This is a genomic window from Paenibacillus sp. VCA1, assembly GCF_031583795.1.
Taxonomy (GTDB): Bacteria; Bacillota; Bacilli; order Paenibacillales; family Paenibacillaceae; genus Paenibacillus_AQ; species Paenibacillus_AQ albilobatus.
Window position 1 is genome coordinate 39,232 of record NZ_JAVLSX010000013.1, and the last position, 24,609, is coordinate 63,840.

The window sequence follows — 24,609 nt, forward strand, 5'->3', positions numbered from 1 at the left end:
GCTGTAAGGTTGGAGCTTTAAGATTAGGTTTGTGAGTTGTGAGTAAGCTCTTACGTTAAACACCTTCATAGTAGCGAAATAGCGGAAGGGACGGAATCGTGAAGCTGATCGGAAGAACGATCCGTAACCGCAGCGGCACCTTGCACAGACATCAAAGATTAAGAAATTATTCATTTAAGGAGTAACCAAATGAAAACCATACTGCAAGCAAAAAACGTAAACAAAACCTTTGGCACAAAAGGAAACCTATATACGGCGCTGCAAAACATCAACCTGAGCATTGAAGAAGGGGAGTATGTCGGCATCATGGGCCCGTCCGGGGCGGGGAAATCGACGCTGCTGAACATCTTCTCGACCATCGATACGCCGACCTCCGGCGAAATCACGATCGACGGGCAAAACATCGTTGCCATGAACGAGGAGAAGCTGTCCGATTTCCGTCGGAATAAACTCGGGTTTATTTTTCAGGACTACAATCTGCTTGATACGTTGACGGTCAAGGAAAACATCCTGCTCCCGCTGGCTTTATCCAAAGTCCCGGCAGCCGAAATCGAAAAGCGGGTTGAGGAAATCGCCGATACGTTCGGCATTCGCGAGATTCTCGATAAGTACCCGTACCACATTTCGGGGGGGCAAAAGCAGCGTGCGGCGGCATCGCGGGCGATCGTGTCGAATCCGAGCCTGATTTTGGCGGACGAGCCGACCGGCGCGCTAGATTCGAAATCGGCGACCGGGCTGCTGGAAAGCTTGAGCAAGCTGAACCGGCACAATCAAGCGACCATCCTGATGGTTACCCATGACGCATATGCGGCGAGCTACTGCAAGCGGGTCATTTTCATCAACGACGGCCGGCTGTTCAAAGAGCTCCATAAGGAAGACATGACGAGACAAGCATTTTTCGGACAGATTCTTGAGGTATTGGCGACGCTCGGAGGTGGGCATCATGACGCTGTTTAAGATCGCCGGGAAAAACATCCGGAAAAATTTCACGAATTATTTTCTTTATTTCGCATCGATGATCTTCAGCATCGTCATTTACTTTACGTTCGTGTCCTTGAAATACGACAGCACCATCGCATCCGCATCGGAAGGATCGCAAAAGATCAGCTCGGCGTTCAGCGGGGCGGCGGTCGTGCTGATCGTTTTCGTAGCGGTATTCATCTGGTATTCGAACTCGTTTTTCACGCGGAAGCGCAAAAAAGAGGTGGGGTTGTATTCGCTGCTTGGCGTCCGCAAAAGACAGATCGGGCGGATGCTGTTTTATGAAAATTTCCTGATGGGCATTCTGGCCCTGATCGTCGGAATCGCGCTTGGATCGGTGCTTAGCCGGTTTTTTGTCATGATTTTGATGAAGGTGATGGGTTACGCCGTCGTGGCGGATTTCTCCATTTCCCCGGCTGCGATCTTGAATACGTTCGTGGTGTTCATGATCATTACGCTGATCACGTCGGTCCAAGGCTATCGCTTGATTTATCGTTTCAAACTGATCGAGCTGTTCAAGGCAGATCAAGAACGTGAGAAAGAGCCAAAGTCTTCCCTGATCATTGCGTTATTATCCGTAGCGCTCATCGGGTTCGGCTACTGGCTCGCGCTGCAAAATATGCTTACGTCCAAGGCATGGGCGACGTTCGGCTTCATGCTGACTCCGCTTGTTATTTTGATATCCGTCATCCTGGGCACATACCTGCTGTTTAACACGTTGACCGTTACGCTGCTGAAGCTGGCCCGCAAACACAAAAGAAGCTACTGGCGCGGACTGAACCTGATCGGGACTTCCCAGCTGCTGTACCGGATGAAAGGCAACGCGCGGACGCTGACGATCATCGCCGTGCTGAGCGCAACGACGCTGACGGCGGTCGGAACGGCGTACAGCACCTATTACAACAACCGGACGAACGCGGCGCTTGCGAATCCGAACAGCTATATGTTTATCGGGGTTGACGGCGCGGCGACCGAGAGAGCCGATCAGGCGATCGGGCAGGCTCCGGGGCATAAGGTGCTATACCATGAGTCCATTCCTCTTCTCGAAGCGGATGCCGACACCTCCGGCCTGAAAAACGCTCAAGGATCAGATGAACAATCGTTTGCGGTTATATCAAGCCGCGATTTTAACCGGTTGGCCAAGCTGCAGGGTCGTGACGATGTCGTAAGCCTTGAAGGCAGCGAGGCCGCAGCTATCGAGCCGTTCTATATGGAAGGCATGTCGCCGGAATACGTCGGTTCGTCGATCAAATTGAAGGGAAACGGAATCAATAAGACCATCCAATTCAAAACATTAAAAAACTACAATGTGCTGAATCAAGGAACGGTTTACTCCACCATTGTCGTCAGCGATGACATGTTTGCGGAGCTTAAGCCGAAGGCCAAGGCCATGGCTGTGGAAGCCTACGGCATCACCCATCAGGACAAGGCGAAGGAGCTGACGAAGCGGCTGGAAGGGATTTTGCCGAAGAAAGCGGAGTTTTCAAGCTTTTACAGTGATTATTCGCGGGGAATGGAATCTACCGGCCTCTTGATGTTTATGGGCGGATTCCTCGGCCTCGTGTTTCTGGCGGCGACGGGCAGCATCATTTACTTCAAGCAACTGACGGAAGCCGGCAGCGACAAAGCCCGTTATTTGATCTTGCATAAAATCGGCGTCAAAAAACGGGAAATCCGCAAATCCGTCGCCAAACAGGTGCTGTTCGTTTTCGCCCTGCCGCTTGCTTTCGGCATCGCCCACTGCGCCGTCGCCCTGTCGGCATTGTCGAAGCTGATGATGGCCAATCTGGTCGTTCCCGTCGTGAGTTGCATGGGGGTCTATGTTGGCATCTACCTGATCTATTATTTCTTGACCGTACATGCGTACTGCAAAATCGTTACCAATACAAAATAAGGAGTGAACGGGAATGAAAAAGGGGATTATCGCTTTAGTGGTTGTTGTGATCGTTCTGGTCGGATTCGTCGTATTCATCCAAAACGTGAATGTGAACCGCCTTGGCGCGCAGCAATATTACGTGCAGATTACCCAAGACGGAAAGAAAATGGAAGATAAGTCGGACAGTGGACAGAAGTATGTTTATTACGAATACACCCTGAAGGGCTTTGATTCTAACGGAAAAGAAAAGGATTTGACTTTTACGGCAGGCAAGGAACTGCGCAAGAACGCTTATTTGCGAATCTATGTGAAGGGAAATGAAGTCAGCTCTTATCAGGAAGTGCAGGCTAGCGAGCTGCCCGAACAAGCGAAGCAAAAGCTGGAGGGCGCCGGGAAATAAACTATTCTTTCCGGAGCCGGGATGTAGTCTACTAAACATGTGTACGAGGGAGAGACTTAAATGTATCGAACAACCTTCAAATCTGTATCAAAAAAAACTCTGGCTTACTCGCTGGCTATTACGCTAGTGGTCTGCCCCATTGTCAACGCCACTCAAGCCTTTGCTGCGCCGGCGGCTTCATCCGCCCGATCCGTCCTGGCTGCTGAGGCCCATGCCCCGGTCCAGTACCGGATCGACGCCCGGCTTGACGAGAACAACATGCGCATCCAAGGAAGCGAGACCGTCACGTACCGGAACACGACCAATGATACGCTGCGGGAGATCGTCTTCCATACGTTTGCCGACGCCAACCGGTCCAAAGCGACCCAAACTTCCATGTTTGAGCGAAGCAACGAGGAGATTCGGAAGGAAAATCCCGAGAAGAAGCCGGAGGACTTTCTTGGCGGCATCGACATTCGGAGCGCGGCGGCCGATGGACAACCCTTGGTTTTTTCGAACAGCAACCAGGTTTTGACCGTTAAACTGCAGCAGGAGCTAAAGCCTGGCGAAGCGGTGACCGTCGAAATCGGCTTTGAGGTGAAGATCCCTTACGGCATGCAGCGCCTGTCCTACTACAAAGACATCATCAACGGCGCACATTGGTTCCCGGTCATGTCGGTCTACGACGAGAACCAACATGCGTGGGACAAAACGCCGTATAGCAAAACCTTTGAAACCGATTATTACGAATCCTCAGATTTTGAAGTGCATTTTAACGTGCCCGATTCCTATCAAATGCTGATGCCGGGGAACATGACGACGCAGGTCGACCCGAAGGAGCCCGGCCGCAAAATCGTAACCGCCGTTGCCGATAACACCCGGGAGCTCGTCTTTTTTGCCAGCCCGAATTATAAGGTGGAGAGTGTGACGCGTGACGGCCTGACGGTTGAATATTATTATTTCGACAACATGCCGGATAAGAAAAAACTCGTGGACGGATACATCGATACTGCTTTTAAGGCCATTTCGTTTTTTAACGAAAAATACGGGAAATACCCTTACCCTGAGTTCCGGATCGCGGAGTCGTACGTAGAGGGTGTGGCGGTCGAGTTTGCCCGTGTCATTCAAATGGGACAAATCGCGCGGAATAGCGATCCTGCGCATGATTACGTGTTCGTGCATGAAATCGCCCACCAATGGTTCCATGCCTTGATCGGCAACAACTCGGAGAAGGAGTCGTTTCTGGACGAAGGGTTTGCCGATTTTTCGAAGGTGTATTTCGCGGAAAAACAAGGCGATGAGCTGAACGGGTTCAAATCGATCCAAATCGATGACTTGTCTTCCGTAGACAAGCCGATCGCCGCAACCAATACGGAAGTAGGGGACTTGGAAAATCCAACCTTTTACAATAAAGGTCGCCAGGCCATCTACCAGCTGTACCGCATGGTGGGCGAGGACAAATTCGATGCGTTCATGCAGGAATATTTCAAGCGGTACGAGTACAAAAACGCGACGATCCAAGGGCTTTTGCAGACGATTCAGGATACGCTCGGTGATGAGGCGCGAAAGGAAATGGACAAGGTACTGCATGATCCGCATTTTGTCCTGAAACCCGAATATCAATTGTCCGAGGCGGAAACAGCCGCGTATTGGCATGAGCAGTTCAAAAACATGTACCGTTCGTCCCTGACCCAAGTTCCGGATCTTCCTGCGGAAACGATGAGCCGTATCATGGATAAGGCGCTGCAGGGCGAACCGCTGACGATTGTGCTGAGCGACCAGGCCGGCAGCCCAGCGAAAAAGCAGCAGCAGACGATCTTGGCACAGCTTGAAGGGACTCTTGGCATCATGGGCATTCCATACGAGGTCATTTCCGATAGGCAAACACTCAAGAAAAAGCTGGAAAATGAGCTCGGAACCAGCAATATCATCGCCATCGGTAACGCCAAAACGAACGGACTCATCCAGGCGCTTAAACCCGGAATCATTCAGAAATCGAAGGCCATCGGCTTCGACTGGAAAAGCAAGATGAACCAAAAAGCATCTTCTGGCGCATACGTCATTAAGCAGCCTTACAATCAAAATCGTCTGCTGCTGCATTTTTTCTGGAATGGTGAGGCCCTGAACGGCAACGCGGTCGAACCATTTGCGGAACAGATGCTGGGTGCGCTCGGTTTTAGCGGCGACTATTATCAATATTACATCTTGGACAAAGCAGGCCGCATCGCGTCCGGCAAAAAGACGGCCAACCCGATGGCGAAGTTTTTTGCCGATGAATAAGAAAATAGAGTCGCTGGCCAATGCGCCCGTTTCAATATATGGTTATAGTAATGGGAGGACGGGGAAGATGATTACTGAAGACTCGGCAGTTTAGCTGCCGGTCTTTTTCCCTGCTTGCAGAAAGGAGGTCGAACCGATTGCCGCAAAGTCAGAAAATATTGATCGTGGACGATGAGGAGGATATCGTAAAGCTTCTGAAAACCGTGCTGGTCAAGGAAGGCTTCGAGCTTGTATATACCGCCTCTTCCGCCGAAGAAGGCTGGATTCGGTTTCAGGACAAGCAGCCCGACCTTGTCATTCTGGACATTATGCTGCCGGACGGCGAAGGGTATGACGTATGCAAACAAATCCGCAGCGTTTCGAACGTGCCGATTTTCTTTTTGTCGGCCAAAACCGAGGAAATCGATAAAATACTCGGATTTGCCATCGGCGGCGACGATTACATCACCAAACCGTTCAGCCCGAAGGAAGTGGCTTACCGGATCAAAGCCCGCTTTCGAAGAACGGAGGCTGTGCCGGATGAGGAAAACGAGCACATCCTGAAAGCCGGCCCGTTTGAGCTTGACGAACAAAAATTCGAATTGAAGAAAAACGGCGAAATCATCGAGCTCAAACCGAAAGAGCTTGGCCTCATTAGCTATTTGCTGAAACATCCGAACCGGATTATAAGCAAGGAAAGCCTGTACGACCAGGTGTGGGGGGAGGAATCCTTCGGTTATGACAACACGGTCATGGTTCATATTCGGCGACTAAGGGAAAAGATCGAGGAGGATCCTTCAAACCCGCAATATCTGGTGACCGTAAAGGGACTGGGATATAAGCTTGCATTGGAGGAATCGGCGCAATGAAATGGCGGCTGACCGGCAGATATATGGCATCCGTCGTCCTGATTGTGGTCGTCGTCATTTTCATTAACATTATGGTGGTAACCGGGCTTTTTATATACCGGCAAGTATCCCCCCAGCCCCCGTTTTATCAAGAAAAGGCCTCGGCCGAGGCCATCACCCGCTCATTCAGCAAAGAAATCGTCGTTTCCGAATCGGGAATGGACATCACAGGGCAGGGGAAGGAAACGCTTGAGCTCAATCATGCCTGGATTCAAATTTTGAACGAAAACGGCAGTCAGGTCTATGGCTATCTTGTGCCGCCTGAAGCCAAAACCAAATATACGCCGCTGGATATCGTTCAGACCTACAAATATATGGAAGCGGAGCTGATGTCGACCGTTTTTATCGGGGAAAAGACGGTGAACGGGGAACGCTACAGCTATTTGATCGGCTTTCAAAACCCTAATCTGGAGCGGAATGTTCTTACCTATGATATCCGGAAGGTTGGACGGTTTCTTCAAATTGGCATCCTCACTCTGCTTTGCGTCGACGGCTTCATCGCGCTCTGCATCGCTTATCTGTTCAGCAAAAGGTTAACCCGGCCGCTTTCCGCGCTCATTGACGGGATTAAACAGCTGGCCCATAAAAACTACCGGGTGCGCTACGAGACGAGGGGCATCTACAAAGACGTGTTTTACAATGTCAACGTGCTGAGCGAGGAGCTGCGGGCAAGCGAATTGGAACGGAAAAAGCTGGACCGGATGAAAGAGGAGTGGATCGCGAACATTTCGCATGATATCAAAACGCCGCTTGCTTCGATTCAGGGGTACGCCGAAATGATGCGGGACAAGGATTATGATTTTACGGTCGAGGAAATGCGGGATTACGCGGAAATCATTGAACGGAAGTCGCTTTATTTGAAAGACGTGATTGAGGACCTTAACCTTTCCACCCGTTTGAAAAACAAGGGACTGGCGCTCAATCTGAAAAGCGTAAACATCGTGAGCCTTGTCCGGAATGCCGTCATCGATACGTTAAACGATGCGCGGTACGGCAACCGGAATATCGATTTCAAGTACAGCGACGAATGGATCCTCGTGGAGGCTGATGACATCCTGATTCGCCGTGCGGTCGCCAATATGATCTACAACGCGGTCGTCCATAACGATGAGAATGTGGCCGTTGAAGTCCGTGTCGGGAAAGTAGGGGATTTCGTTCGCATCGTTGTCGAGGACCACGGCAAAGGAATCAAGAAAGAAGAGCTGGAACGGATTTTCGACCGTTATTATCGCGGAACGAACACGGGCGAGCTGCACAAAGGGTCCGGCCTCGGCATGGCTATCGCACACGATATCGTAGAGGCTCATGGAGGGAAAATCCATGTGGACAGCGAGCTTCACCAAGGTACCAGAATCGAGATCCGGCTTCAAATGCAAAAAGCAGGCCAAGTCAAAGGATGACGCGGCCTGCTTTTTGTTTAGCGGATCGGAACCGAGTTTGACGGAGAGGGTTTGCTGCTCCGCTGAAGCGAAAACATGCCAAGCTCCGGCCGTTTCTGCCCCAAGAGCTCATCCGCCAGCAAATCCGCGGCGATCATGCAGCAGACGGTGCCGTTGCCGCCGTATGCTTCGATAAAATAACAATGCGGATAGTCCGGATGCGTGCCGATCATCGGCATTCCGTCATGGGTCGTGCCGAAAATCGACGCCCAAGCGTAATCGGCTTTGAGGCGGTTATATCCGGGAAAGAGGTTACGGATTTCATTCAGCAGCACCTCGGTTTGATGAAGGAGGCGGCCTTCGCGTTTTTCAGGAGCGGGGGGAGCTTCGTCCAGCCCGCCCGCGACGATGCGATTGTCAGGCGTGGTCCGCATATAGAGGTATGGCCTTGCCGTCTCCCAGATCAAGCAGCGTTCATGCCAGTCCGACAGGTCCTCGAGGGGTTGGGTCAACACGGCATAAGAAACGTTGATCACTGCGTTTTTGTCCTTTTTTATTTCCTGCGTCTCGTAGCCCGTCGAAAAGATCACTTTGTTTGCGCGGATGTTGCCGGCATCCGTATAACAGGTGACGCCGCTTTCGCCGTATTCGAAATGAACCGCTTCGGTATGCTCAAACACCCGGACTCCCCGCAGCGCCGCGGCTTCGACCATGGCGTGGACGAGGCGGAACGGGTTCACCTCGGCGTCGCCGCGGGTGTAAAGGGCGGCTGCTTTCGAGAATGGCATATGTTTTTCGATGCTGCTCCGATCCCAATAATCCACCTTGAAACCATATGTTTTCAGCGTCTCATACTCCTCTTGGAGCATCTCGACGTCTTTTTCGCTGCTGGCAAAATACAGGCTGCTGCGGGGGACGAACTCCAGGTCGCGCGGAAGCTTGGCGCACATCTCCCGAATTTGGCGGATGCTTCGCTCGCAGCTTTTGTAGAAGGCAACGCCGATATCCTCGCCGAAGGTACGGATCATGGACGTCAGCGTTTTGTCGTTCGAATATTGAAGCAAGCCGGTATTGGCGGCCGAGCTGCCGCCCCCGATTTTTCTTTTGTCGATGAGTATGATGTCGGAATGCCGTTCCGCGAGTTTGTATGCAAGCATGGCGCCGCTCATCCCGCCGCCGACGATCAGGAAGCTGCATTCCAGGTCTTGATCCAGCGCGGGATATTCGGGTACGGGTTTCATCGTATGGGGCCATGCCGGATTTCCGCTGTTCAGGATCATCTCGCTATCGCTCCTTTCCCTTGCTCCAGCCTCGTTTGCCTCACTTCAGTATTTGTCATTCCCAAGCCGATTACGCTCGGCACATAGAAAAAACGGACCGGGACATAATAAATGCGAGTTAAATATCCCCAGAGGAGGCAAAACGTTTATGCAATCCGGTCAAATGCAGGCCATTACGGGCAAAGAGCTGGAATATATCGTCGATTCGATTTCCAATGAAGATTTGCTGATCAAGCAATGCGCGGCCACTTGCGCTACGACCCAAAATCCGACGATTCAGCAGGCTTTGCAGCAATATATCCGGTCGATGGACCACCATCTGGATCTGCTCGTCCAATCCTTGCAGCAGCATCAGCCGCTTGCGCCGACCCAACCGCAGCAATAAATTACTTCAGGAGGTAAACGACTACGATGAATTATCAATCCGGCAACTCCGCATTCATGCAGGATGAAGACCTGCTGTACACCATCCTCGCAGATTTGAAACGGACCGTCAGGGAATACACGACGGCGACGACGGAATCTTCCTGTCCGGCCGTGCGGCAGCTGTTCACGCAGTTGACCAACGATACGCTTCGCATGCAAGGCGAACTCTATAATCTGATGAAGCAGCTCAACATGTATTCGACTTCCTCCAGCGCCCTTCGCCAGGACCTCGACAAGCAGGTTCAGGATGCGCGGAACACGCAGCAAAAGACCCGGCAGTTCGTGCAGCAAAAAACGAGCAGCATGGGCCATTACGCGCAGGCTTCGCAAATGCAGCAAAATCAGCAAAACGCTCAAAATCCTTATTACATGTAACCAATAACCTGCTTCCCGAGGGCTTAAACATGTGATCGGGAGTTCCGGTTGGAGGAGCATGGCACATTTTTACCGTCTCAAATTCGGCCCACGCCGGGGAGACGGTTTTTCTTTGCATGCATCCCAAAGTATTGTAATATTAGTATTAATCTCTTTCCCGGGTATGACATGTTTTGTAAGCAACCCGCGAAACGAATGCTGGAGGAACCTGTATGAAAGAACTTACCGAACTGAAGCTGAAAGTCCTCGATCTGCTGAATGAGGATGCGAGACGATCTCCCAAACTTCTCGCCACCCTGATTGGCGTGGAAGAGGAGGCGGTGAAAGAGGCGATTGCGGAGCTTGAAGCGGACCACGTCATCGTGAAATACGCGGCCGTTGTCAACTGGAGCAAAATTGAAGAAGAAACCGTAACGGCGCTGATCGAAGTGCAGATTACCCCGGAGCGGGGCCGCGGGTTCGAAGGAATCGCGGAGCGCATTTATTTGTACCCGCAGGTGAAATCCGTTTATTTGATGAGCGGCGCATACGATCTGCTTGTCGAAGTGGAAGGGCGGAACCTGAGGGAAGTGGCGAACTTCGTGTCCGAGAAGCTGTCGCCGATCGATTCGGTATTGTCGACGAAAACCAATTTTATTTTGAAAAAATATAAGCAGGACGGCATCATTTTTGAGGATCGCGAAGAAGATAACCGTCTCATAGTCTCGCCGTAAAGGAAGATGTGTCATGATCGTGAATGAAGATACCAAACAACAGCAAGTTAAATCGATGGAATCGTATTTGTCCCCGCTGGTCCGCAACATTCCGCCGTCCGGGATCCGCAAGTTTTTCGACCTGGCGAACGGCAGCAAGGATATCATCACGCTCGGCGTGGGCGAACCCGACTTCACGACGCCTTGGCATGTCAGGGAGGCCTGTGTGTATTCCCTGGAACGCGGAATGACCGCGTATACTTCCAATGCGGGGATGATCGAACTCCGTGAAGCGATTTCGGAATATTTGAACGACAGCTTTCAGGTGGCATACGATCCGAAGGACCAGATTATCGTCACGGTCGGCGGCAGCGAAGCCATCGACCTCGCCCTGCGCGCCCTGATCGTTCCGGGAGACGAGATCCTGATTCCGGAACCGTGTTACGTGCCTTATTCGCCGATCACTTCGATCGGGGGCGGCGTGCCTGTCGGCATCGAAACTTACGCGAAGGACGATTTCAAGCTGACGGCCGAAGCGCTGGAAGCGAAAATCACCCCTAAAACCAAGGTGCTGATCTTGTGTTATCCGAGCAATCCGACCGGATCCATCATGACGTACGAGGACTGGCTTCCGATCGCGAAAGTCGTGGAAAAACACGATCTGATCGTCATTTCCGACGAAATTTACGCCGAGCTGACTTACGGCCAAAAGCATGTCAGTGTGGCATCCGTTCCGGGCATGAAGGACCGTACCATTCTGGTCAGCGGTTTTTCCAAGGCGTTTGCGATGACCGGCTGGCGGATGGGGTATGTCTGCGCCCATCCTGAACTGATCGCCGCCATGCTGAAAATCCATCAATATACGATCATGTGTGCTCCGGTCATGGGCCAGGTAGCCGCGCTCGAAGCATTAAAGCACGGCATGGAAGAAAAGGATCGTATGGTCGAATCCTACAATCAACGCCGGCGCCTGATCGTTCAGGGCTTCCAGGACATCGGGCTTTCCTGCCACGAGCCGCAGGGCGCGTTTTACGCGTTTCCGAGCATTGCCTCGACGGGGCTCAGCTCCGAAGAGTTCGCGCAGCGGCTGCTGCTCGAAGCGAAGGTTGCGGCGGTTCCGGGAACGGCCTTCGGCGCAAGCGGGGAAGGTTTTTTGCGGTGCTCCTACGCCACGTCTGTGGCTCAGCTGACCGAGGCGCTTGACCGGATCGGGCAGTTTCTGCACAAACTCAAACAGGAGTCTTGAATCGAATCCGATCGGCCGTCCTCCGGCTGATTGGATGTTTTTAGCATTTTCAAGTTTCGTTTCCATTATTTTCTGTTTAATGTAACTATAGGTCTTCCTCAACATGGTTTTCTTTTCTTCTTGGCCGGAAGCCTCCCTTAAGGATATTTGCAAAACCTTTTTTTAGGGGTTTGTACTGATTTTTGAATAATTTAACGAATTATTCACTTTCTTTTATCCGCGAATATGTTATAATTTTGCTTCGGGAGCAAGAAAAGACTTACCAGGGAGGGATTACCTTTGTTCTGTGCCGAATATGATTTGCCCTCATATCAAGGCGACTATATTGCAGAAGATGATCAGCGCGGTGATTGGTCGGCCAAAACGACGGATTCTGCGAAGAATATTTCCTTGGAAGATGAAATTCTGATGCTCCGCAACAAGATGGAACAAATCTTTATGCAGGAACAGTCCTTCACCTCGGAAGTCGTGATCGAAATCAGCAGCTTGCTGGATCTGAAGATTAACGAATACATGAAATCCTGCCCCAAGAAAAATAAATCGTAAGCCTTAAAAAGGCTGCAAATATCCTTGTTTTCGGTAAAACCCCCGCCCCTTCGGGGAACAGGAAAGCGGAGTTCGTTTTCAGCGAATTTCCGCCGCCTGTCCCGAGGGGGCTTTTTGCTGTTTGCGGGTTTGGAAGCGGTCCGCTTTTTTGTCTCTTCCAGGTATGATATATTGAACCTATTGGAGAATGGAGGAGGAGCAGAGAGTGAAGGCGTACGGTAAACTCATGCTGGTTATTTTCGCTGTTTTTATGCTTGCGGGCTGCGGGAAGGAAAAGCCGGATCTATCGATTTTCATGATTGACGACAAGTCCGATCCGACGCAGGTCGCCGAACCGCTTGAGAAAGCGCTGCAGGAACGTCTCGGCGAGGACATCAAGGTCCAGGTGATCGCAAGCCCGCTGTATAACCCGGAAAAGCTGATGGTCGAATATGCCGCGGGCGGCCACGACATCATGATTTTGCCTGAAGAGGACATGAAAAATTACGGCAAAATGGGAGGCCATGTCGTGCTGGATGACCATTTTGATCCGAAAAAATATCCGGCAGGCGTATTTGCGAGCAAGGAAGAAAAGGAAGATAAAACGATCGACAACACGGAGCATCTGTACGGGATTCCCGTCAAGGATATGAAGATGTTCAAAGATTTGAAATATACGCCGGACAAGCTGTTCGTCACGATCCCCGTGTCGGCGAAACATGTGGATAACGCGGTGAAGGCGCTTAAGGAAATGACGGAGTAGGCGGCTTTACGGCCTAAGGGAGGAACGATCGAATGAGAATATATACACGGACCGGGGACGAAGGCGAGACATCCGTTATCGGCGGACGCGTATCGAAGGATGACCTTCAGGTGGAAACTTACGGAACCATCGACGAGCTGAATTGTTACGTCGGCCAGGCTGCAAGCCTGATGGAGGGTGAGGTTTTTGCCGATTTGCGCGGCGACCTGATCGAAATTATGCATGAATTGTTTGATTGCGGGTCGGATCTGGCGTTCGTCAAACTGAGCGAGAGCAAATATAAAGTTCGTGCCGAGATGGTGGAGCGGCTGGAGCAGTGGATCGATAAATATCTGGAGGAGACCCCTGAGCTGGAACGGTTTATTTTGCCTGGGGGAACGCTGTTGTCATCAACGCTGCATGTATGCAGAACGGTATGCCGCCGGGCGGAACGCAGGGTCGTCACATTGGGGCGTCACAAAGAAATCAACCCGGAAGTTCGCCGGTATTTGAACCGGCTGTCCGATTATTTCTTCGTTGCGGCCCGTACGGCCAACGTTCGCGGCGGCGTCCCGGATATCGAATACGTCCGCAGCAAAAAGGTGTTCGGCAACAAAAAATGACATCCTATTATCCGCCAATTACTTATATCGTGCCCGAAGCGGAGGACGGCTGGCTGCTAAAGGCCATCCTGCTCCGGCGCATGCATGTATCACGTAAGCTGCAGTCCCGGCTGAAGCTGACGGAACAAGGAATTACGTTAAACGGCCGCAGAGTTTACACCAGCGTTCCCGTTCAGGCCGGGGACGAGGTGGCGATCCGAATGGAGCAGGAAACCTCCGACGACATTTTGCCGCAGCCGATTCCTTTCGAAATTCTTTATGAAGACGAGCATATCCTCGTCGTAAACAAGGAAGCCGGCATGATCGTGCACCCCACGCACGGGCATTATACGGGCACGCTTGCGAACGGAGTCGTGGATTATTGGCGCCAAAAAGGGGAGGCCTTCCGTTTCCGCGCGGTACACCGTCTCGACCAGGAAACGACCGGCGTGCTTGCGATCGCCAAAAATCCTTACGTGCACCAGCATATATCCGAGCAAATGATCGGAAACCGCGTGGACAAAACCTATCTCGCCTTGGTGCACGGTACGCCGGAGCCGCCCGAGGGCGAAATCGACGGGCCAATCGACAGGGACCCTGAGGAGCCCCACCGCCGGATCGTGACGCCGGACGGCTATCCGTCGCGGACGAAATACCGGGTGCTGGAAAGCTGGGCGGACGGGTCGCTTGTCCGGCTGAACCTGGAGACGGGAAGAACGCATCAGATCCGTGTGCACATGACCAGCATCGGCTGTCCCCTGATCGGGGACAAGCTGTACCGTCACGACGTTTACAAGGACATCGAAAGCCAAGGTTCGGATCCCGGAAATGAAGCCGAAGCGCACGTGAGCCTTATGCCCTCATTCGCGCGGAACATCGTTTTATTGGACCGGGCCATCCCGCGCCAGGCGCTTCACGCCTTCGAGCTGTCCTTCGAGCATCCGGTCACGCACGAGAAGATGACCTTTCAGGCGCCGATGCCCGAGGATATGCGGGAATTGCGGGAGCTGTTACGGGAAGGACACTATAGCTGAATCACGATAGACAACGAGAAAGAATGACTAAAAAAGAGAGTTGATTGACCAGATGAGCAAACTTCAAGTTTACCAATATCCGAAATGCGGCACCTGCCGCAATGCCGTTAAATGGCTTCAGTCCCATGGACATGAACTGGAGCTTCATCATATTAAGGAAGAGCCTCCGAAGCCGGAAGTGCTGACCGAACTTGTACGCCTAAGCGGGCTTCCGCTCAAAAAGTTCTTTAACACGAGCGGTGAAGTGTACAAAGAAATGGGTTTAAAAGACAAGCTGGCCGACATGACCGAAGAAGAGCAGATCAAGCTGTTGTCGTCCAACGGCATGTTGATTAAACGCCCCGTCGTAACCGATGGCCGCAAAGTTACCGTCGGTTTCAAGGAGGATCAGTACGAATCCGTCTGGGGATAACAGGAAACCGCCCAAAAGCTCCCCCTAGTTGTGTTATACTAGATGCAGCATTGCCCGCCCACTGTACGGGGTGAGGCACACAAGGGGAGAAACGAAGATTGATTACGCAAGAGAAACGCCCATCCGTCCTGTTGGTCGACGGAATGGCATTGTTGTTTAGAGCTTATTACGCTACCGCCACCAGCGGATATATCCGCCGGACGAAATCGGGAATTCCGACCAATGCGATTTACGGTTTCATCCGCTACTTCTGGGATGCGGTGCAAAACTTTGACCCTAGCCACGTGGTTTGCTGCTGGGATCTTGGGGGCAAGACGTTCCGCGGGGAGCATTTTTCGGCTTACAAAGGCAACCGTCCGGAGGCGCCGGACGATCTGGTGCCGCAGTTTTCACTGATCCGGGACGTCATGGACAGTATGGGCGTACCCAACATCGGAGCGGAAGGTTACGAGGCCGACGATTGCATCGGCACGTTGGCGGCCAAGTTCAGCCAGGACATGGACGTTATGGTGCTGTCAGGCGATCATGATCTGCTGCAGCTCGTAAGCGACCGTACGACCGTCATTATCATGAAAAAAGGCCACGGCAATTATAAGGTGTACACACCGGAGTCGTTATACGAGGAAAGGCAGCTTCGTCCGCGCCAAATCATTGACGTGAAGGCGTTGATGGGGGATGCCAGCGACAACTATCCGGGCGTCCGCGGCATCGGAGAGAAGACGGCACACAAGCTGATCCAGGAATACGGGTCGATCGAAGGCATCCTGGACAATCTCGATCAGATATCGAAAAGCGTCCGCGCCAAAATCGAAGCGGATCTGGAAATGATGCATCTGTCGCGCAAGCTCGCGGAAATCTATTGTGAAGCTCCTGTGGCGTGCGCGCTGGAGAACTGTGAGCTGTCGCTCAACGAGCAGTCGGTGGTCGACAAGTTCGAGGAGCTCGAAATGAAAAGTCTCTGCCATCTGCTTGGAGTCGTCCTATAAAGGAAAATCGGGCGAAACCGCCATACACCGGGGGATGCCGGCATCGCGCCAGGCGTCCCTTCGTGTGTTTGTACATTGACTTTCATCGGAGAACTGGGCTATAATGCCCGTGGTTATGGATAGGATTCAGTACTTAAATGCCTCATAAGAACAACAGACAAGAGAATGGTGCAGGAGGGATTGCAAACGATGAGTATTCTGGGAGCGATTGAAGCCGGAGGTACAAAATTTGTGTGCGGAATCGGCAAGGAAGACGGAACCGTGCTGGAGCGGATCAGCTTTCCGACGACAACGCCGGAAGAAACAATGGCACAGGTGGTTTCCTTTTTTCAAAATAAAGGCGTGGAAGCGATTGGGGTAGGTTCGTTCGGCCCGATCGATCCCGTCAAAGGAAGTCCTACATACGGACGCATTACGACGACACCCAAGCCGCATTGGAGCAACTTTGATATCGTAGGCCATTTGGGTTCGCATTTTCAGGTGCCGATCGAATTCGATACCGACGTGAACGGCGCGGCGCTGGGCGAATATACGTGGGGAGCCGCCAAAGGATTTGACAGCTGCCTCTACATTACGGTAGGCACCGGGGTTGGCGCCGGCGCGGTCGTTGGCGGCGAACTGGTGCACGGGCTTTCGCACCCTGAAATGGGACATATTCTGGTCCGCCGCCATCCGGAGGACAAATTCGAAGGTTTCTGCCCTTATCATGGCGACTGCCTGGAAGGCGTGGCCGCAGGCCCATCGCTTTCGAAACGGTGGGGAGTCCCGGGTGCAGATCTGACGCCGGATCACCCGGCTTGGGAAATGGAAGCATATTATCTCGCGCAAGCGTTGATGAACTACATTCTCATTTTGTCTCCGCAAAAAATCGTTATGGGCGGCGGCGTCATGAAACAGCTGCAGCTGTTCCCGCTGATTCATGCAAAACTGCAGGAGCTGCTGAACGGCTACGTGCAGCTTCCGGCCATCTCCGAACAAATCGCGGACTACATTGTTCCTCCGCAGCTGGGAGACAACGCCGGTTTATGCGGAGCGCTCGCTCTGGCGAAAAAAGCGCTGGCTGCCGGATAAACGAATCGTCCATAAGGACAAGCGCTTTATTTTATTCAATCTTTAACAGGAGGCTGCGAAGCCTCCTTTTTCGCGTTTATGACGTTCGTTTGATCTATCGCTAAATATATTTTTAGTCAAAAAGCCGCTTGTCTGAAGAAATACAAAACACTATAGTTCATATATATTGATTATGAAAACATTATATGGCAAGGAGTGGAAAGTTTGAAAAAGAAATGGATCGTGACGACGGCAGCGGCTGCAATGCTGCTAACAGCAGCTTCAGGCGTTTATGCCGGAGCCAAACTTCAGGAGGTCAAAGCGTATTTGAACAGCAGCATCCAGCTCAAATACAACGGAACGCCCGTTCAGCCTCGGGACGAGAAAGGAAATGCGGTGCTGCCGATTACATACAACGGAACGACGTATCTTCCGGTTCGCGCCGTTGCGGACGTGATGGGAATCGCCGTATCCTATAACCCGGAAACGTACACGGTAGAGCTTGGGGAGAAGTCGGAAGGCGTAGCGATCGCGAAGGGGTTCGAAAGCATGTATTATACGAAGGACCCGGCCCAAACGACTTATCAGGGCAAGGATTACAAGGAAGCGTATTTCGATAATGCCGGCAGCAAACGCAGCAGCAGCTTCATGCTGTTCCCGAAAGGAAAATACCAGAAGCTGTATCTGCAGGTGGCTGCTGTGGGCGAAGACATCGACAACTTTTTCATTGAAGACAGTGAGAAGAAGGTCAAGCTGAAAACCGAAAAGGTCGCCGTAAAAGACGGCTTAAAAACGATCGTCGTCGACATCTCCGGCGTCAACGAACTGTTCATTTACGCGGATGTGGAGAACAAAGGAGCCTTATTCGTTCCTCTGACCACGTCATATTATAAGTAAGGCCATTGCAGGAATCCGATCCGCATGCGCCTTTGATTAGCGAACGCCGTCGTTTTTTTCAAAAAGGATTGACCATTTGCGATGATGTGGTATCATTTGGAATAACAGCATAATAACGGGGAAGCACCTCTCTTGAACTTCAAGGGAGGTGCTTTTTTTGTTGTGCTGATTTCAGAGGGAGGTAAAGCGAGATGCAAACCGTATTTATGAACCGAATGTTGAAGGTAAGCGAACAGGGAGACGGGATGGCCGAAGTATGGATCGATGAGGGAGAAGGCGTTTGGAGGCTTGGCTGGAGGGATCTCGAGAGCGGCGGCCGGGAACGGGAACAGGTGTGGTATGAAGGCGGCTCCTGGAATGAAATGCTGCATATTTACCGCCACGGTTTGGCCGTGAAATTAGGCGAAGGCTTCCGGCCCGTCATTGACGGGATTTTTCACGACGAAGAGGAGCAGAAAGGAAAAAGCCAGGCCGTTCAGAAGCTATACTGCTACAGCGAGCTGAACTACAGTGAGGAGCTTTACAACGAGCTTTGCGCCTGGAGGCGCAAAAAGGCGGCGGCCGAGCGGAAAGCGCCGTATTTTATTGCGACGAACCGGCTGCTGCGGCTGATCAGCACGTTCGTGCCGGCGACGTTGGACGAGCTGCTGCAGCTGCCGGGCGTCGGGGACAACAAGGCGGCGGAATACGGCGGGGAGCTGCTCGAAATTACCGCCGGACAGGAGCGCAGCCACGGTTTCCCGCTGGATTGGGTTCAGGACGAGCTGGACGAAACGACGTACGAGGCTTGGGTATACAAGCAAAAAGAGCAGAAATATAAGCAGGATCTCGACAAATATCGGACGAAGCAGCAACTGCTTCAAGGCATTCGAACCGGAAAAAGACTGGAGCAGATGGAACAGGAAACCGGCCTGACGAGACGCGAGCTTGTGGAAGCGCTGGAACAGCTTGAAAAAGAAGGTTACGACGCGGAAAGCCTGATCGCCGGGGAGCTGCAGGAAATGCCGGAAGCGGAGCAGGAAGAGGTATGGAGGGCGTTCGAGGAGCTGGGCGATACGCTGCTGAAGCCGGTGCTGCACCGGGTGTACGGCCAGGAGGCGGCTGCCGGGCCGCTGATGGAGCTGCGGTATGAACGGCTGCGCCTGATTCGGATCCGTTTCCGCAAGGAAGCCGAAGGCAGAAGAAATGCGGGATAGGCTGCGCACCCGGGCGGCCGCGCGCAAATCCGAACGTCCGGTAAGGCGGTTGGCATGACGGCGGCCTGCTTAAGCTGCCCCATTCCCCGAAATGACGCTAAACGCAAAAAGGACGAAGATGCTTTACGCCTGCAAACGATGCAGCAGAAAGCGCTTCTTCGTCCTTTCTTTTTTCGGCCGTCCGCCTTTCAAATCCAGTCTTTTTTGCGGAAGATCAGGAGCATGCTGACGGCGAGCACGGCCATGATCCCGATCACGACAAAATATCCGTATGATGTATGCGTTTCAGGCATATTGTCGAAGTTCATGCCATAGATCCCCGTAATGACGGTCAGCGGCATGAATATCGTTGTGATGGCCGTAAAAACGCGCATGATTTCGTTGGCCCGGTTCGCGATACTGGACTGGTAGGCCTCGCGAAGGTTGCCCATCAGGTCGCGGAACGTATCGAAGGTTTCAGAAATTTTGACGGCATTTTCATAAATGTCGCTAAAGTATTTTTGCAGCTGGTCGTCGATCAGGCGCAGGTCTCTTTTATTGAGTGTGTTGATCAGTTCTTTTTGCGGTCCGAGCACCTTTTTCAGCCATAAAATCTCGCTTCGGAGGCCGATGATTTCGTTCAGGTGCGATTTTTTGGTGTGCATCAGGATATCTTCTTCGAGCTTTTCAATTTTGGCTTCGATCCGGTCGCCTACCGTGAAGTAGTTGTCAACGACAAGGTCGATCAGCAAATACAGGAAACGGTCGGGAGTGCTGACTTCCTGTTCCCATAATATCGGCTTCAAAGAGCGCAGTTCGTTAATTTTTTGCTTGGTTACCGTAATGATGAAATGACGGCCTAAAAAGACGTTCAACGCACGCAGGAAAATTTCCTCGTCATCGAAACGGATGGAGTTTACAACGATAAAATAATGGTTTTCGTAAATTTCGATTTTGGGACGTTGTTCCTCTTCGCTCAAGCAGTCCTCCACCGCCAGATCATGCAGGGAAAATAAAGGCTGCAAAAGCGCCAGGTCTTCCACATCCGCATCGATCCAATAGAATCCTGCAGGCGGGGGAGTCAGTGTGGCTTGGATGTCATCAATCGGGGAGAAAACCCCTTCGTTCACCAACCGGATTTTCATATGATTTCACTCCTTCTTCCCTTCATGCAACGCATGCTCAGGGAATGCTTGTTTAGGGCATAGGAAAGAAATCAGCGAACCGGTCGTTTTTTTGGGGAATTTTAGCTGAGGAATCCGTGGTGGACAAAAGCGAAAACTTCCCTGCGCCGGCAAGCTGATTTCGTTTCTATGCGGTTGTGTTCAATTGCATTCAGCGTCGGGCTCGGGTCGCCTTCCATCTCATGTCACCTCTTGTTTTAGGTTCAAACACTTGTCTAGTATAACGCCGGGCCATGGACCTTTCAAGAAAAAATTGACCCTTGCTGGCGTCCGCTTACAGCGTATGACAAAGGCTGGAAAAAGGTGTGGGAAAATGTTGCGGCATCCGCCCGAAAGCTTCTTGACGAAGGATGGGATTATGATTTAAAGTAAGGAACAAAGAACATTAAAACTGAATACAGCGAAATCTTATCAAGAGCAGGTGGAGGGACTAGCCCGATGAAACCCGGCAACCGGCGCGTATGCGCACGGTGCTAATTCTTGCAGGAACGTTGCGCTGCGGCAAGCAGCGGTTTCTGACAGATGAGAGAGGCGTAAAATATAACGAACATGACCTTTCTCTATGCGGAAGGTCATTTTTGTTTTATATGCACCTTGCTCCCCCGTATGATTTTCGCCACCTTCTAAAAGGAGTGTTGAATCATGCCAATTAAAATTCCGGATGCTCTGCCGGCCAAAGAAATTCTGAACGGAGAAAACATCTTCGTCATGGATGACAGCAGAGCGTACCATCAGGACATCCGTCCGCTTCGGATCGCCATCATGAACATCATGCCGACCAAAGAGACGACGGAAACGCAGCTGCTCCGTCTTCTCGGAAACTCCCCCCTGCAGGTGGAAATTACGCTGCTGCACCCGCAATCGCATACGTCGAAAAATACGTCCGTGGAACATTTGGAAGCATTTTATAAGACGTTTGACGAAGTGCGCCACCGCCGTTTCGACGGCATGATCATTACCGGCGCGCCGGTGGAACGCCTGGATTTCGAAGACGTGTTCTATTGGCACGAGCTCGAGGAAATCATGGATTGGTCCAAAACGAACGTCACTTCGACGCTGCATATCTGTTGGGCCTCGCAGGCGGGCTTGTATCATCATTTCGGCGTTCCGAAATGGGATCTGGCCAAAAAATGCTTCGGCGTGTTCCCGCATACGGTCAATCGGCAGAACGTCAAGCTTCTTCGCGGTTTCGACGAAATCTTTTATGTACCTCATTCCCGCCATACGGAGGTGCGCCGGGAAGACATCGACGGCATCGACGAGCTCGAAATTTTGTCCGAGTCCGAGGAAGCGGGCATTTATTTGGTGGCAACCAAAGACGGCAAACAAATTTTCGTGACGGGACATTCCGAATACGACCCTTATTCCCTGAAATGGGAATACGAGCGGGACATCGCCAAGGGCATGGCCATGGACATTCCGAAACATTATTACCCGAATGACGACCCGTCCCAAACGCCGCCGGCGATTTGGCGCGCCCATGCAAACTTATTATTCTCTAATTGGCTGAATTACTATGTATATCAGGAAACGCCTTATGACATCGGAGAGGTCGCCGAAGTCTGGCCGCAGATTTAAACGATGTATCCGGGGATTTTGTTATAAGTTCTGAACTTAAAGAGAGTATGGGGGAAACCGACATGGAGAAAAACAAAGCATTAAACATCGAAAGCCGGTTGGCGCAAATCGGCTCGCAGGAGGATCCGGTCACGGGAGCCGTGAACTTTCCGATTTACCAGGCGACCGCGTTCCGCCATCCGAAGCTTGGGCAAAGCACGGGATTCGATTACGCCCGCACGAAAAGCCCGACGCGCAAAGTTCTGGAGGAAGCGGCCGCTGAACTGGAGTCCGGAGACGCCGCTTTTGCCTGTAGCTCGGGTATGGCTGCTCTGCAAACGATTTTTTCCCTGTTCAAGCAGGGCGACCATTTGATCGTATCGCTTGATTTGTACGGGGGGACTTACCGGCTGCTTGAGAGAATCCTTTCAAAATTCGGCGTAAGCGCGTCTTACATCGACACCAACGATCTGGATGAACTTGAAAAATCGAGAAGGCCGGAGACGAAAGCGGTCTTTATCGAAACGCCGACCAATCCGCTGATGATGATTACCGACATCGAAAAGGTGTCCGCATGGGCCAAACGCCATGAACTGCTGACCATCGTGGACAATACGCTGCTGACGCCGTTTTTCCAGCGTCCGATCGAGCTTGGCGCGGACATCGTCATTCATAGCGCGACCAAATATTTGGGCGGGCACAACGACGTGCTGGCCGGTTTGATCATTACGAAAGGCAACGAGCTGTCGGAAGAAATGTTTTTCCTGCATAACTCGATCGGCGCCGTTCTTGGGGCAAGCGATTCGTACCAGCTGATGAGAGGCATGAAGACGCTGGCGCTGCGGATGGAACGGCACGAAAGCAACGCGATTGCCGTGGCCGAGTTTCTCAAGAAGCATCCGGCGGTGGCCGAAGTGTTCCATCCGGCGTTTCCGGAGCACCCGGGTCATGACATTCAAAAGAAACAATCCAGCGGGAACACGGGCATTTTCTCCTTCAAGGTCAAGGATGCCCGTTACGTGGAGCCGGTTCTCCGCCACATCCGGCTGATCGCGTTTGCCGAAAGCTTGGGCGGCGTGGAATCGCTGATGACTTATCCGGCCGTACAAACCCATGCGGACATTCCGGAGGAAATCCGGAAGGCGGTCGGCGTGGATGACAGGCTGCTGCGCTTCTCCGTCGGCATCGAGCATATCGACGATTTGATCGCCGATCTCGGCGGCGCGTTGGACGCGGCCATTGAGGAAGTCGAAGGGGGAAAACGCCATGAGTGAGCAGCACGACAAAGAGCAAAACAGCCATGAAGCACGGAAGTTCGCGACGAAACTTCTTCATTTCGGCTCCGAAATCGATCGCAACACCGGGGCGTCCAGCGTTCCGATTTACCAGGCGTCGACCTTTCATCACGAGGATGTGTTTAACCCTCCGGTTCACGACTACAGCCGTTCGGGCAATCCGACGCGCCAGGCGCTTGAAGATTATATTGCGCTTTTGGAAGGCGGCGTAAGAGGTTTTGCCTATTCCTCCGGCATGGCCGCCATCTCCAGCACGTTTATGATGCTGTCCGCCGGCGACCATATGATCGTGACCGAGGACGTGTACGGCGGTACATACCGTTTGCTGACCAGCATTTTAAACCGCCTCGGCATCGAAAGCACGTTTGTGGACATGACCGACCTGGAGCAGGTCAAAGCGGCTTTGAAGCCAAACACCAAGGCGGTGTATATGGAAACCCCGTCGAACCCGACGCTGAAAATTACCGACATTGCGGCCGTCACGTCCTGGGCGAAAGAACATGACCTGCTTACGATGCTCGATAACACGTTTATGACGCCGTATTATCAGCGTCCGATCGAGCATGGCGTCGATATCGTGCTGCACAGCGCGACGAAATTTCTGGGCGGGCACAGCGACGTGTTGGCCGGTCTCGCCGTCGCGCGTACGCCTTCCATCGGCAGACAGCTGAAGCAGCTGCAAAACGGGCTCGGAACGGTGCTTGGCGTGCAGGATTCCTGGCTGCTCATGCGGGGGATGAAAACCCTGCAGGCCCGGATGAACCACAGCGAGCAAAGCGCAGCCGTATTAGCCGCATGGCTGAACGGGCGCCCGGACATCGAGAAGGTGTATTATCCGGGGCTGCTGGATCATCCGGGACGGGAAATCCACGAGAAGCAGTCGACAGGATACGGAGCCGTCGTTTCCTTCGACGTCGGTTCGGGCGAACGGGCCAAACAGGTGCTGAACAAAGTCCGGATTCCGCTCGTCGCCGTCAGCTTGGGAGCGGTGGAGAGCATTCTGTCCTACCCGGCGATGATGTCCCATGCGGCGATGCCTCCGGAGGTACGCCACGAACGGGGAATTGCGGACGGACTGCTTCGTTTCTCCGTAGGCCTGGAGGATATCGACGATCTGATTGCCGATTTGGATCAAGCCCTGCAGGGATAACGCAACAATGGAAGACGCCGCCTGACGCGGCGTTTTCTTTTTTGCCATGGTGAGCATCGCCATACCCTTGGGCTGTCGGGCTCTTTTTGTCCATTTCGTGTCCATTTTGTGACGTTAGCCCTGTCAAATCCTTGAAAATCACGGCTTCTGCAAAAAATACGGCCTTACATCCGAGAAAGTGAAGTTTTTCTCAAATGTA

24 protein-coding genes and 1 riboswitch are annotated in these 24,609 nt (G+C 52.4%); of the genes, 22 read left to right on the forward strand and 2 right to left on the reverse strand.

What is annotated here, in order from left to right; all coding sequences use genetic code 11:
- Positions 1-189 precede the first annotated feature (189 nt).
- The 6 genes from RJP21_RS24915 to RJP21_RS24940 all read left to right on the forward strand — a co-directional run bounded on the left by RJP21_RS24915 (position 190) and on the right by RJP21_RS24940 (position 7,803).
- Positions 190-957: an ABC transporter ATP-binding protein gene (locus RJP21_RS24915; RefSeq protein ID WP_310861705.1), complete on the forward strand. Its 768-nt coding sequence runs from the start codon at positions 190-192 to the stop codon at positions 955-957.
- Positions 944-2,875, forward strand: coding sequence for an ABC transporter permease (locus tag RJP21_RS24920; protein ID WP_310861706.1), 1,932 nt, complete (start codon positions 944-946; stop codon positions 2,873-2,875). The genes RJP21_RS24915 and RJP21_RS24920 overlap by 14 nt, the downstream gene beginning before the upstream one ends.
- 13 nt (positions 2,876-2,888) lie before the next feature.
- On the forward strand, positions 2,889-3,257 hold the full coding sequence (locus RJP21_RS24925; RefSeq protein WP_310861707.1) for a YxeA family protein: 369 nt from the start codon (positions 2,889-2,891) through the stop codon (positions 3,255-3,257).
- A gap of 60 nt (positions 3,258-3,317) precedes the next feature.
- Positions 3,318-5,516, forward strand: coding sequence for a M1 family metallopeptidase (locus RJP21_RS24930; protein WP_310861708.1), 2,199 nt, complete (start codon positions 3,318-3,320; stop codon positions 5,514-5,516).
- Between the two features lie 137 nt (positions 5,517-5,653).
- A complete protein-coding gene (locus RJP21_RS24935) occupies positions 5,654-6,364 on the forward strand; it encodes a response regulator transcription factor (RefSeq protein ID WP_310861709.1) in 711 nt (236 codons plus the stop codon).
- The gene (locus RJP21_RS24940) at positions 6,361-7,803 is read left to right on the forward strand and encodes a sensor histidine kinase (RefSeq protein ID WP_310861710.1); all 1,443 of its coding nucleotides are present in this window, start codon (positions 6,361-6,363) and stop codon (positions 7,801-7,803) included. Before RJP21_RS24935 ends, RJP21_RS24940 begins: the two co-directional genes overlap by 4 nt.
- Before the next feature lie 17 nt (positions 7,804-7,820).
- On the opposite strand, the gene RJP21_RS24945 is transcribed toward RJP21_RS24940, so the two are convergent.
- On the reverse strand, positions 7,821-9,062 hold the full coding sequence (locus RJP21_RS24945; protein WP_310861711.1) for an NAD(P)/FAD-dependent oxidoreductase: 1,242 nt from the start codon (positions 9,060-9,062) through the stop codon (positions 7,821-7,823).
- 148 nt (positions 9,063-9,210) lie between these two features.
- Here RJP21_RS24945 and RJP21_RS24950 point away from each other — a divergent pair, with 148 nt between their 5' ends.
- The 13 genes from RJP21_RS24950 to RJP21_RS25010 all read left to right on the forward strand — a co-directional run bounded on the left by RJP21_RS24950 (position 9,211) and on the right by RJP21_RS25010 (position 19,245).
- Complete coding sequence (locus RJP21_RS24950) at positions 9,211-9,447, forward strand: hypothetical protein (protein WP_160043138.1); 237 nt, start codon at positions 9,211-9,213, stop codon at positions 9,445-9,447.
- A 26-nt stretch (positions 9,448-9,473) separates the two neighbouring features.
- Positions 9,474-9,863 carry a spore coat protein gene (locus tag RJP21_RS24955; RefSeq protein WP_160043139.1) on the forward strand — a complete coding sequence of 130 codons (390 nt, stop codon included), beginning with the start codon at positions 9,474-9,476 and terminating at the stop codon, positions 9,861-9,863.
- 212 nt (positions 9,864-10,075) lie between these two features.
- The gene (locus RJP21_RS24960; RefSeq protein WP_160043140.1) at positions 10,076-10,576 is read left to right on the forward strand and encodes an Lrp/AsnC family transcriptional regulator; all 501 of its coding nucleotides are present in this window, start codon (positions 10,076-10,078) and stop codon (positions 10,574-10,576) included.
- Positions 10,577-10,589: 13 nt separating this feature from the next.
- Positions 10,590-11,801: an aminotransferase class I/II-fold pyridoxal phosphate-dependent enzyme gene (locus tag RJP21_RS24965; RefSeq protein ID WP_310861712.1), complete on the forward strand. Its 1,212-nt coding sequence runs from the start codon at positions 10,590-10,592 to the stop codon at positions 11,799-11,801.
- A 279-nt stretch (positions 11,802-12,080) separates the two neighbouring features.
- The gene (locus tag RJP21_RS24970) at positions 12,081-12,347 is read left to right on the forward strand and encodes an aspartyl-phosphate phosphatase Spo0E family protein (protein ID WP_160043141.1); all 267 of its coding nucleotides are present in this window, start codon (positions 12,081-12,083) and stop codon (positions 12,345-12,347) included.
- Between the two features lie 205 nt (positions 12,348-12,552).
- Entirely contained in the window at positions 12,553-13,089 is a 537-nt protein-coding gene (locus RJP21_RS24975; protein WP_236575681.1) for a hypothetical protein, read from the forward strand.
- Positions 13,090-13,121: 32 nt separating this feature from the next.
- Positions 13,122-13,691, forward strand: a complete 570-nt coding sequence (locus RJP21_RS24980) for a cob(I)yrinic acid a,c-diamide adenosyltransferase (protein ID WP_160043142.1) — start codon at positions 13,122-13,124, stop codon at positions 13,689-13,691.
- Positions 13,688-14,704, forward strand: a complete 1,017-nt coding sequence (locus RJP21_RS24985) for an RluA family pseudouridine synthase (RefSeq protein WP_310861713.1) — start codon at positions 13,688-13,690, stop codon at positions 14,702-14,704. The genes RJP21_RS24980 and RJP21_RS24985 overlap by 4 nt, the downstream gene beginning before the upstream one ends.
- A gap of 52 nt (positions 14,705-14,756) precedes the next feature.
- Positions 14,757-15,116: an arsenate reductase family protein gene (locus tag RJP21_RS24990; protein WP_310861714.1), complete on the forward strand. Its 360-nt coding sequence runs from the start codon at positions 14,757-14,759 to the stop codon at positions 15,114-15,116.
- Between the two features lie 101 nt (positions 15,117-15,217).
- The gene (locus RJP21_RS24995) at positions 15,218-16,102 is read left to right on the forward strand and encodes a 5'-3' exonuclease (protein ID WP_310861793.1); all 885 of its coding nucleotides are present in this window, start codon (positions 15,218-15,220) and stop codon (positions 16,100-16,102) included.
- 189 nt (positions 16,103-16,291) lie between these two features.
- Positions 16,292-17,173, forward strand: coding sequence for an ROK family protein (locus tag RJP21_RS25000; RefSeq protein ID WP_310861715.1), 882 nt, complete (start codon positions 16,292-16,294; stop codon positions 17,171-17,173).
- 195 nt (positions 17,174-17,368) lie between these two features.
- Positions 17,369-18,049 (forward strand): stalk domain-containing protein, encoded by a 681-nt coding sequence (locus RJP21_RS25005; RefSeq protein ID WP_310861716.1) that lies wholly within the window; start codon positions 17,369-17,371, stop codon positions 18,047-18,049.
- A 191-nt stretch (positions 18,050-18,240) separates the two neighbouring features.
- The gene (locus tag RJP21_RS25010; RefSeq protein WP_310861717.1) at positions 18,241-19,245 is read left to right on the forward strand and encodes an HRDC domain-containing protein; all 1,005 of its coding nucleotides are present in this window, start codon (positions 18,241-18,243) and stop codon (positions 19,243-19,245) included.
- Positions 19,246-19,433: 188 nt separating this feature from the next.
- Here the strand turns inward: RJP21_RS25010 and corA are convergent, their stop codons facing one another.
- Positions 19,434-20,369 (reverse strand): magnesium/cobalt transporter CorA, encoded by a 936-nt coding sequence (corA, locus tag RJP21_RS25015; protein ID WP_310861718.1) that lies wholly within the window; start codon positions 20,367-20,369, stop codon positions 19,434-19,436.
- 444 nt (positions 20,370-20,813) lie between these two features.
- Positions 20,814-20,937, forward strand: a riboswitch (SAM riboswitch).
- Between the two features lie 113 nt (positions 20,938-21,050).
- Between corA and metA the strand changes: the two genes are divergently transcribed.
- The 3 genes from metA to RJP21_RS25030 all read left to right on the forward strand — a co-directional run bounded on the left by metA (position 21,051) and on the right by RJP21_RS25030 (position 24,410).
- A complete protein-coding gene (metA, locus tag RJP21_RS25020; RefSeq protein WP_310861719.1) occupies positions 21,051-21,986 on the forward strand; it encodes a homoserine O-acetyltransferase MetA in 936 nt (311 codons plus the stop codon).
- 62 nt (positions 21,987-22,048) lie between these two features.
- Entirely contained in the window at positions 22,049-23,239 is a 1,191-nt protein-coding gene (locus RJP21_RS25025) for an aminotransferase class I/II-fold pyridoxal phosphate-dependent enzyme (protein ID WP_310861720.1), read from the forward strand.
- Positions 23,232-24,410: an aminotransferase class I/II-fold pyridoxal phosphate-dependent enzyme gene (locus RJP21_RS25030; RefSeq protein ID WP_160043150.1), complete on the forward strand. Its 1,179-nt coding sequence runs from the start codon at positions 23,232-23,234 to the stop codon at positions 24,408-24,410. The genes RJP21_RS25025 and RJP21_RS25030 overlap by 8 nt, the downstream gene beginning before the upstream one ends.
- Positions 24,411-24,609: the final 199 nt, after the last annotated feature.

Excerpts from the sequence above, each read along its gene's own strand:
- RJP21_RS24915 (WP_310861705.1), top strand. The coding sequence starts at position 190 with ATGAAAACCATACTGCAAGCAAAAAACGTAAACAAAACCTTTGGCACA.
- RJP21_RS24920 (WP_310861706.1), top strand. The coding sequence starts at position 944 with ATGACGCTGTTTAAGATCGCCGGGAAAAACATCCGGAAAAATTTCACG.
- RJP21_RS24925 (WP_310861707.1), top strand. The coding sequence starts at position 2,889 with ATGAAAAAGGGGATTATCGCTTTAGTGGTTGTTGTGATCGTTCTGGTC.
- RJP21_RS24930 (WP_310861708.1), top strand. The coding sequence starts at position 3,318 with ATGTATCGAACAACCTTCAAATCTGTATCAAAAAAAACTCTGGCTTAC.
- RJP21_RS24940 (WP_310861710.1), top strand. The coding sequence starts at position 6,361 with ATGAAATGGCGGCTGACCGGCAGATATATGGCATCCGTCGTCCTGATT.
- RJP21_RS24945 (WP_310861711.1), bottom strand. The coding sequence starts at position 9,062 with ATGATCCTGAACAGCGGAAATCCGGCATGGCCCCATACGATGAAACCC.
- RJP21_RS24950 (WP_160043138.1), top strand. The coding sequence starts at position 9,211 with ATGCAATCCGGTCAAATGCAGGCCATTACGGGCAAAGAGCTGGAATAT.
- RJP21_RS24955 (WP_160043139.1), top strand. The coding sequence starts at position 9,474 with ATGAATTATCAATCCGGCAACTCCGCATTCATGCAGGATGAAGACCTG.
- RJP21_RS24960 (WP_160043140.1), top strand. The coding sequence starts at position 10,076 with ATGAAAGAACTTACCGAACTGAAGCTGAAAGTCCTCGATCTGCTGAAT.
- RJP21_RS24965 (WP_310861712.1), top strand. The coding sequence starts at position 10,590 with ATGATCGTGAATGAAGATACCAAACAACAGCAAGTTAAATCGATGGAA.
- RJP21_RS24980 (WP_160043142.1), top strand. The coding sequence starts at position 13,122 with ATGAGAATATATACACGGACCGGGGACGAAGGCGAGACATCCGTTATC.
- RJP21_RS24985 (WP_310861713.1), top strand. The coding sequence starts at position 13,688 with ATGACATCCTATTATCCGCCAATTACTTATATCGTGCCCGAAGCGGAG.
- RJP21_RS24990 (WP_310861714.1), top strand. The coding sequence starts at position 14,757 with ATGAGCAAACTTCAAGTTTACCAATATCCGAAATGCGGCACCTGCCGC.
- RJP21_RS25000 (WP_310861715.1), top strand. The coding sequence starts at position 16,292 with ATGAGTATTCTGGGAGCGATTGAAGCCGGAGGTACAAAATTTGTGTGC.
- RJP21_RS25010 (WP_310861717.1), top strand. The coding sequence starts at position 18,241 with ATGCAAACCGTATTTATGAACCGAATGTTGAAGGTAAGCGAACAGGGA.
- corA (WP_310861718.1), bottom strand. The coding sequence starts at position 20,369 with ATGAAAATCCGGTTGGTGAACGAAGGGGTTTTCTCCCCGATTGATGAC.
- metA (WP_310861719.1), top strand. The coding sequence starts at position 21,051 with ATGCCAATTAAAATTCCGGATGCTCTGCCGGCCAAAGAAATTCTGAAC.
- RJP21_RS25025 (WP_310861720.1), top strand. The coding sequence starts at position 22,049 with ATGGAGAAAAACAAAGCATTAAACATCGAAAGCCGGTTGGCGCAAATC.
- RJP21_RS25030 (WP_160043150.1), top strand. The coding sequence starts at position 23,232 with ATGAGTGAGCAGCACGACAAAGAGCAAAACAGCCATGAAGCACGGAAG.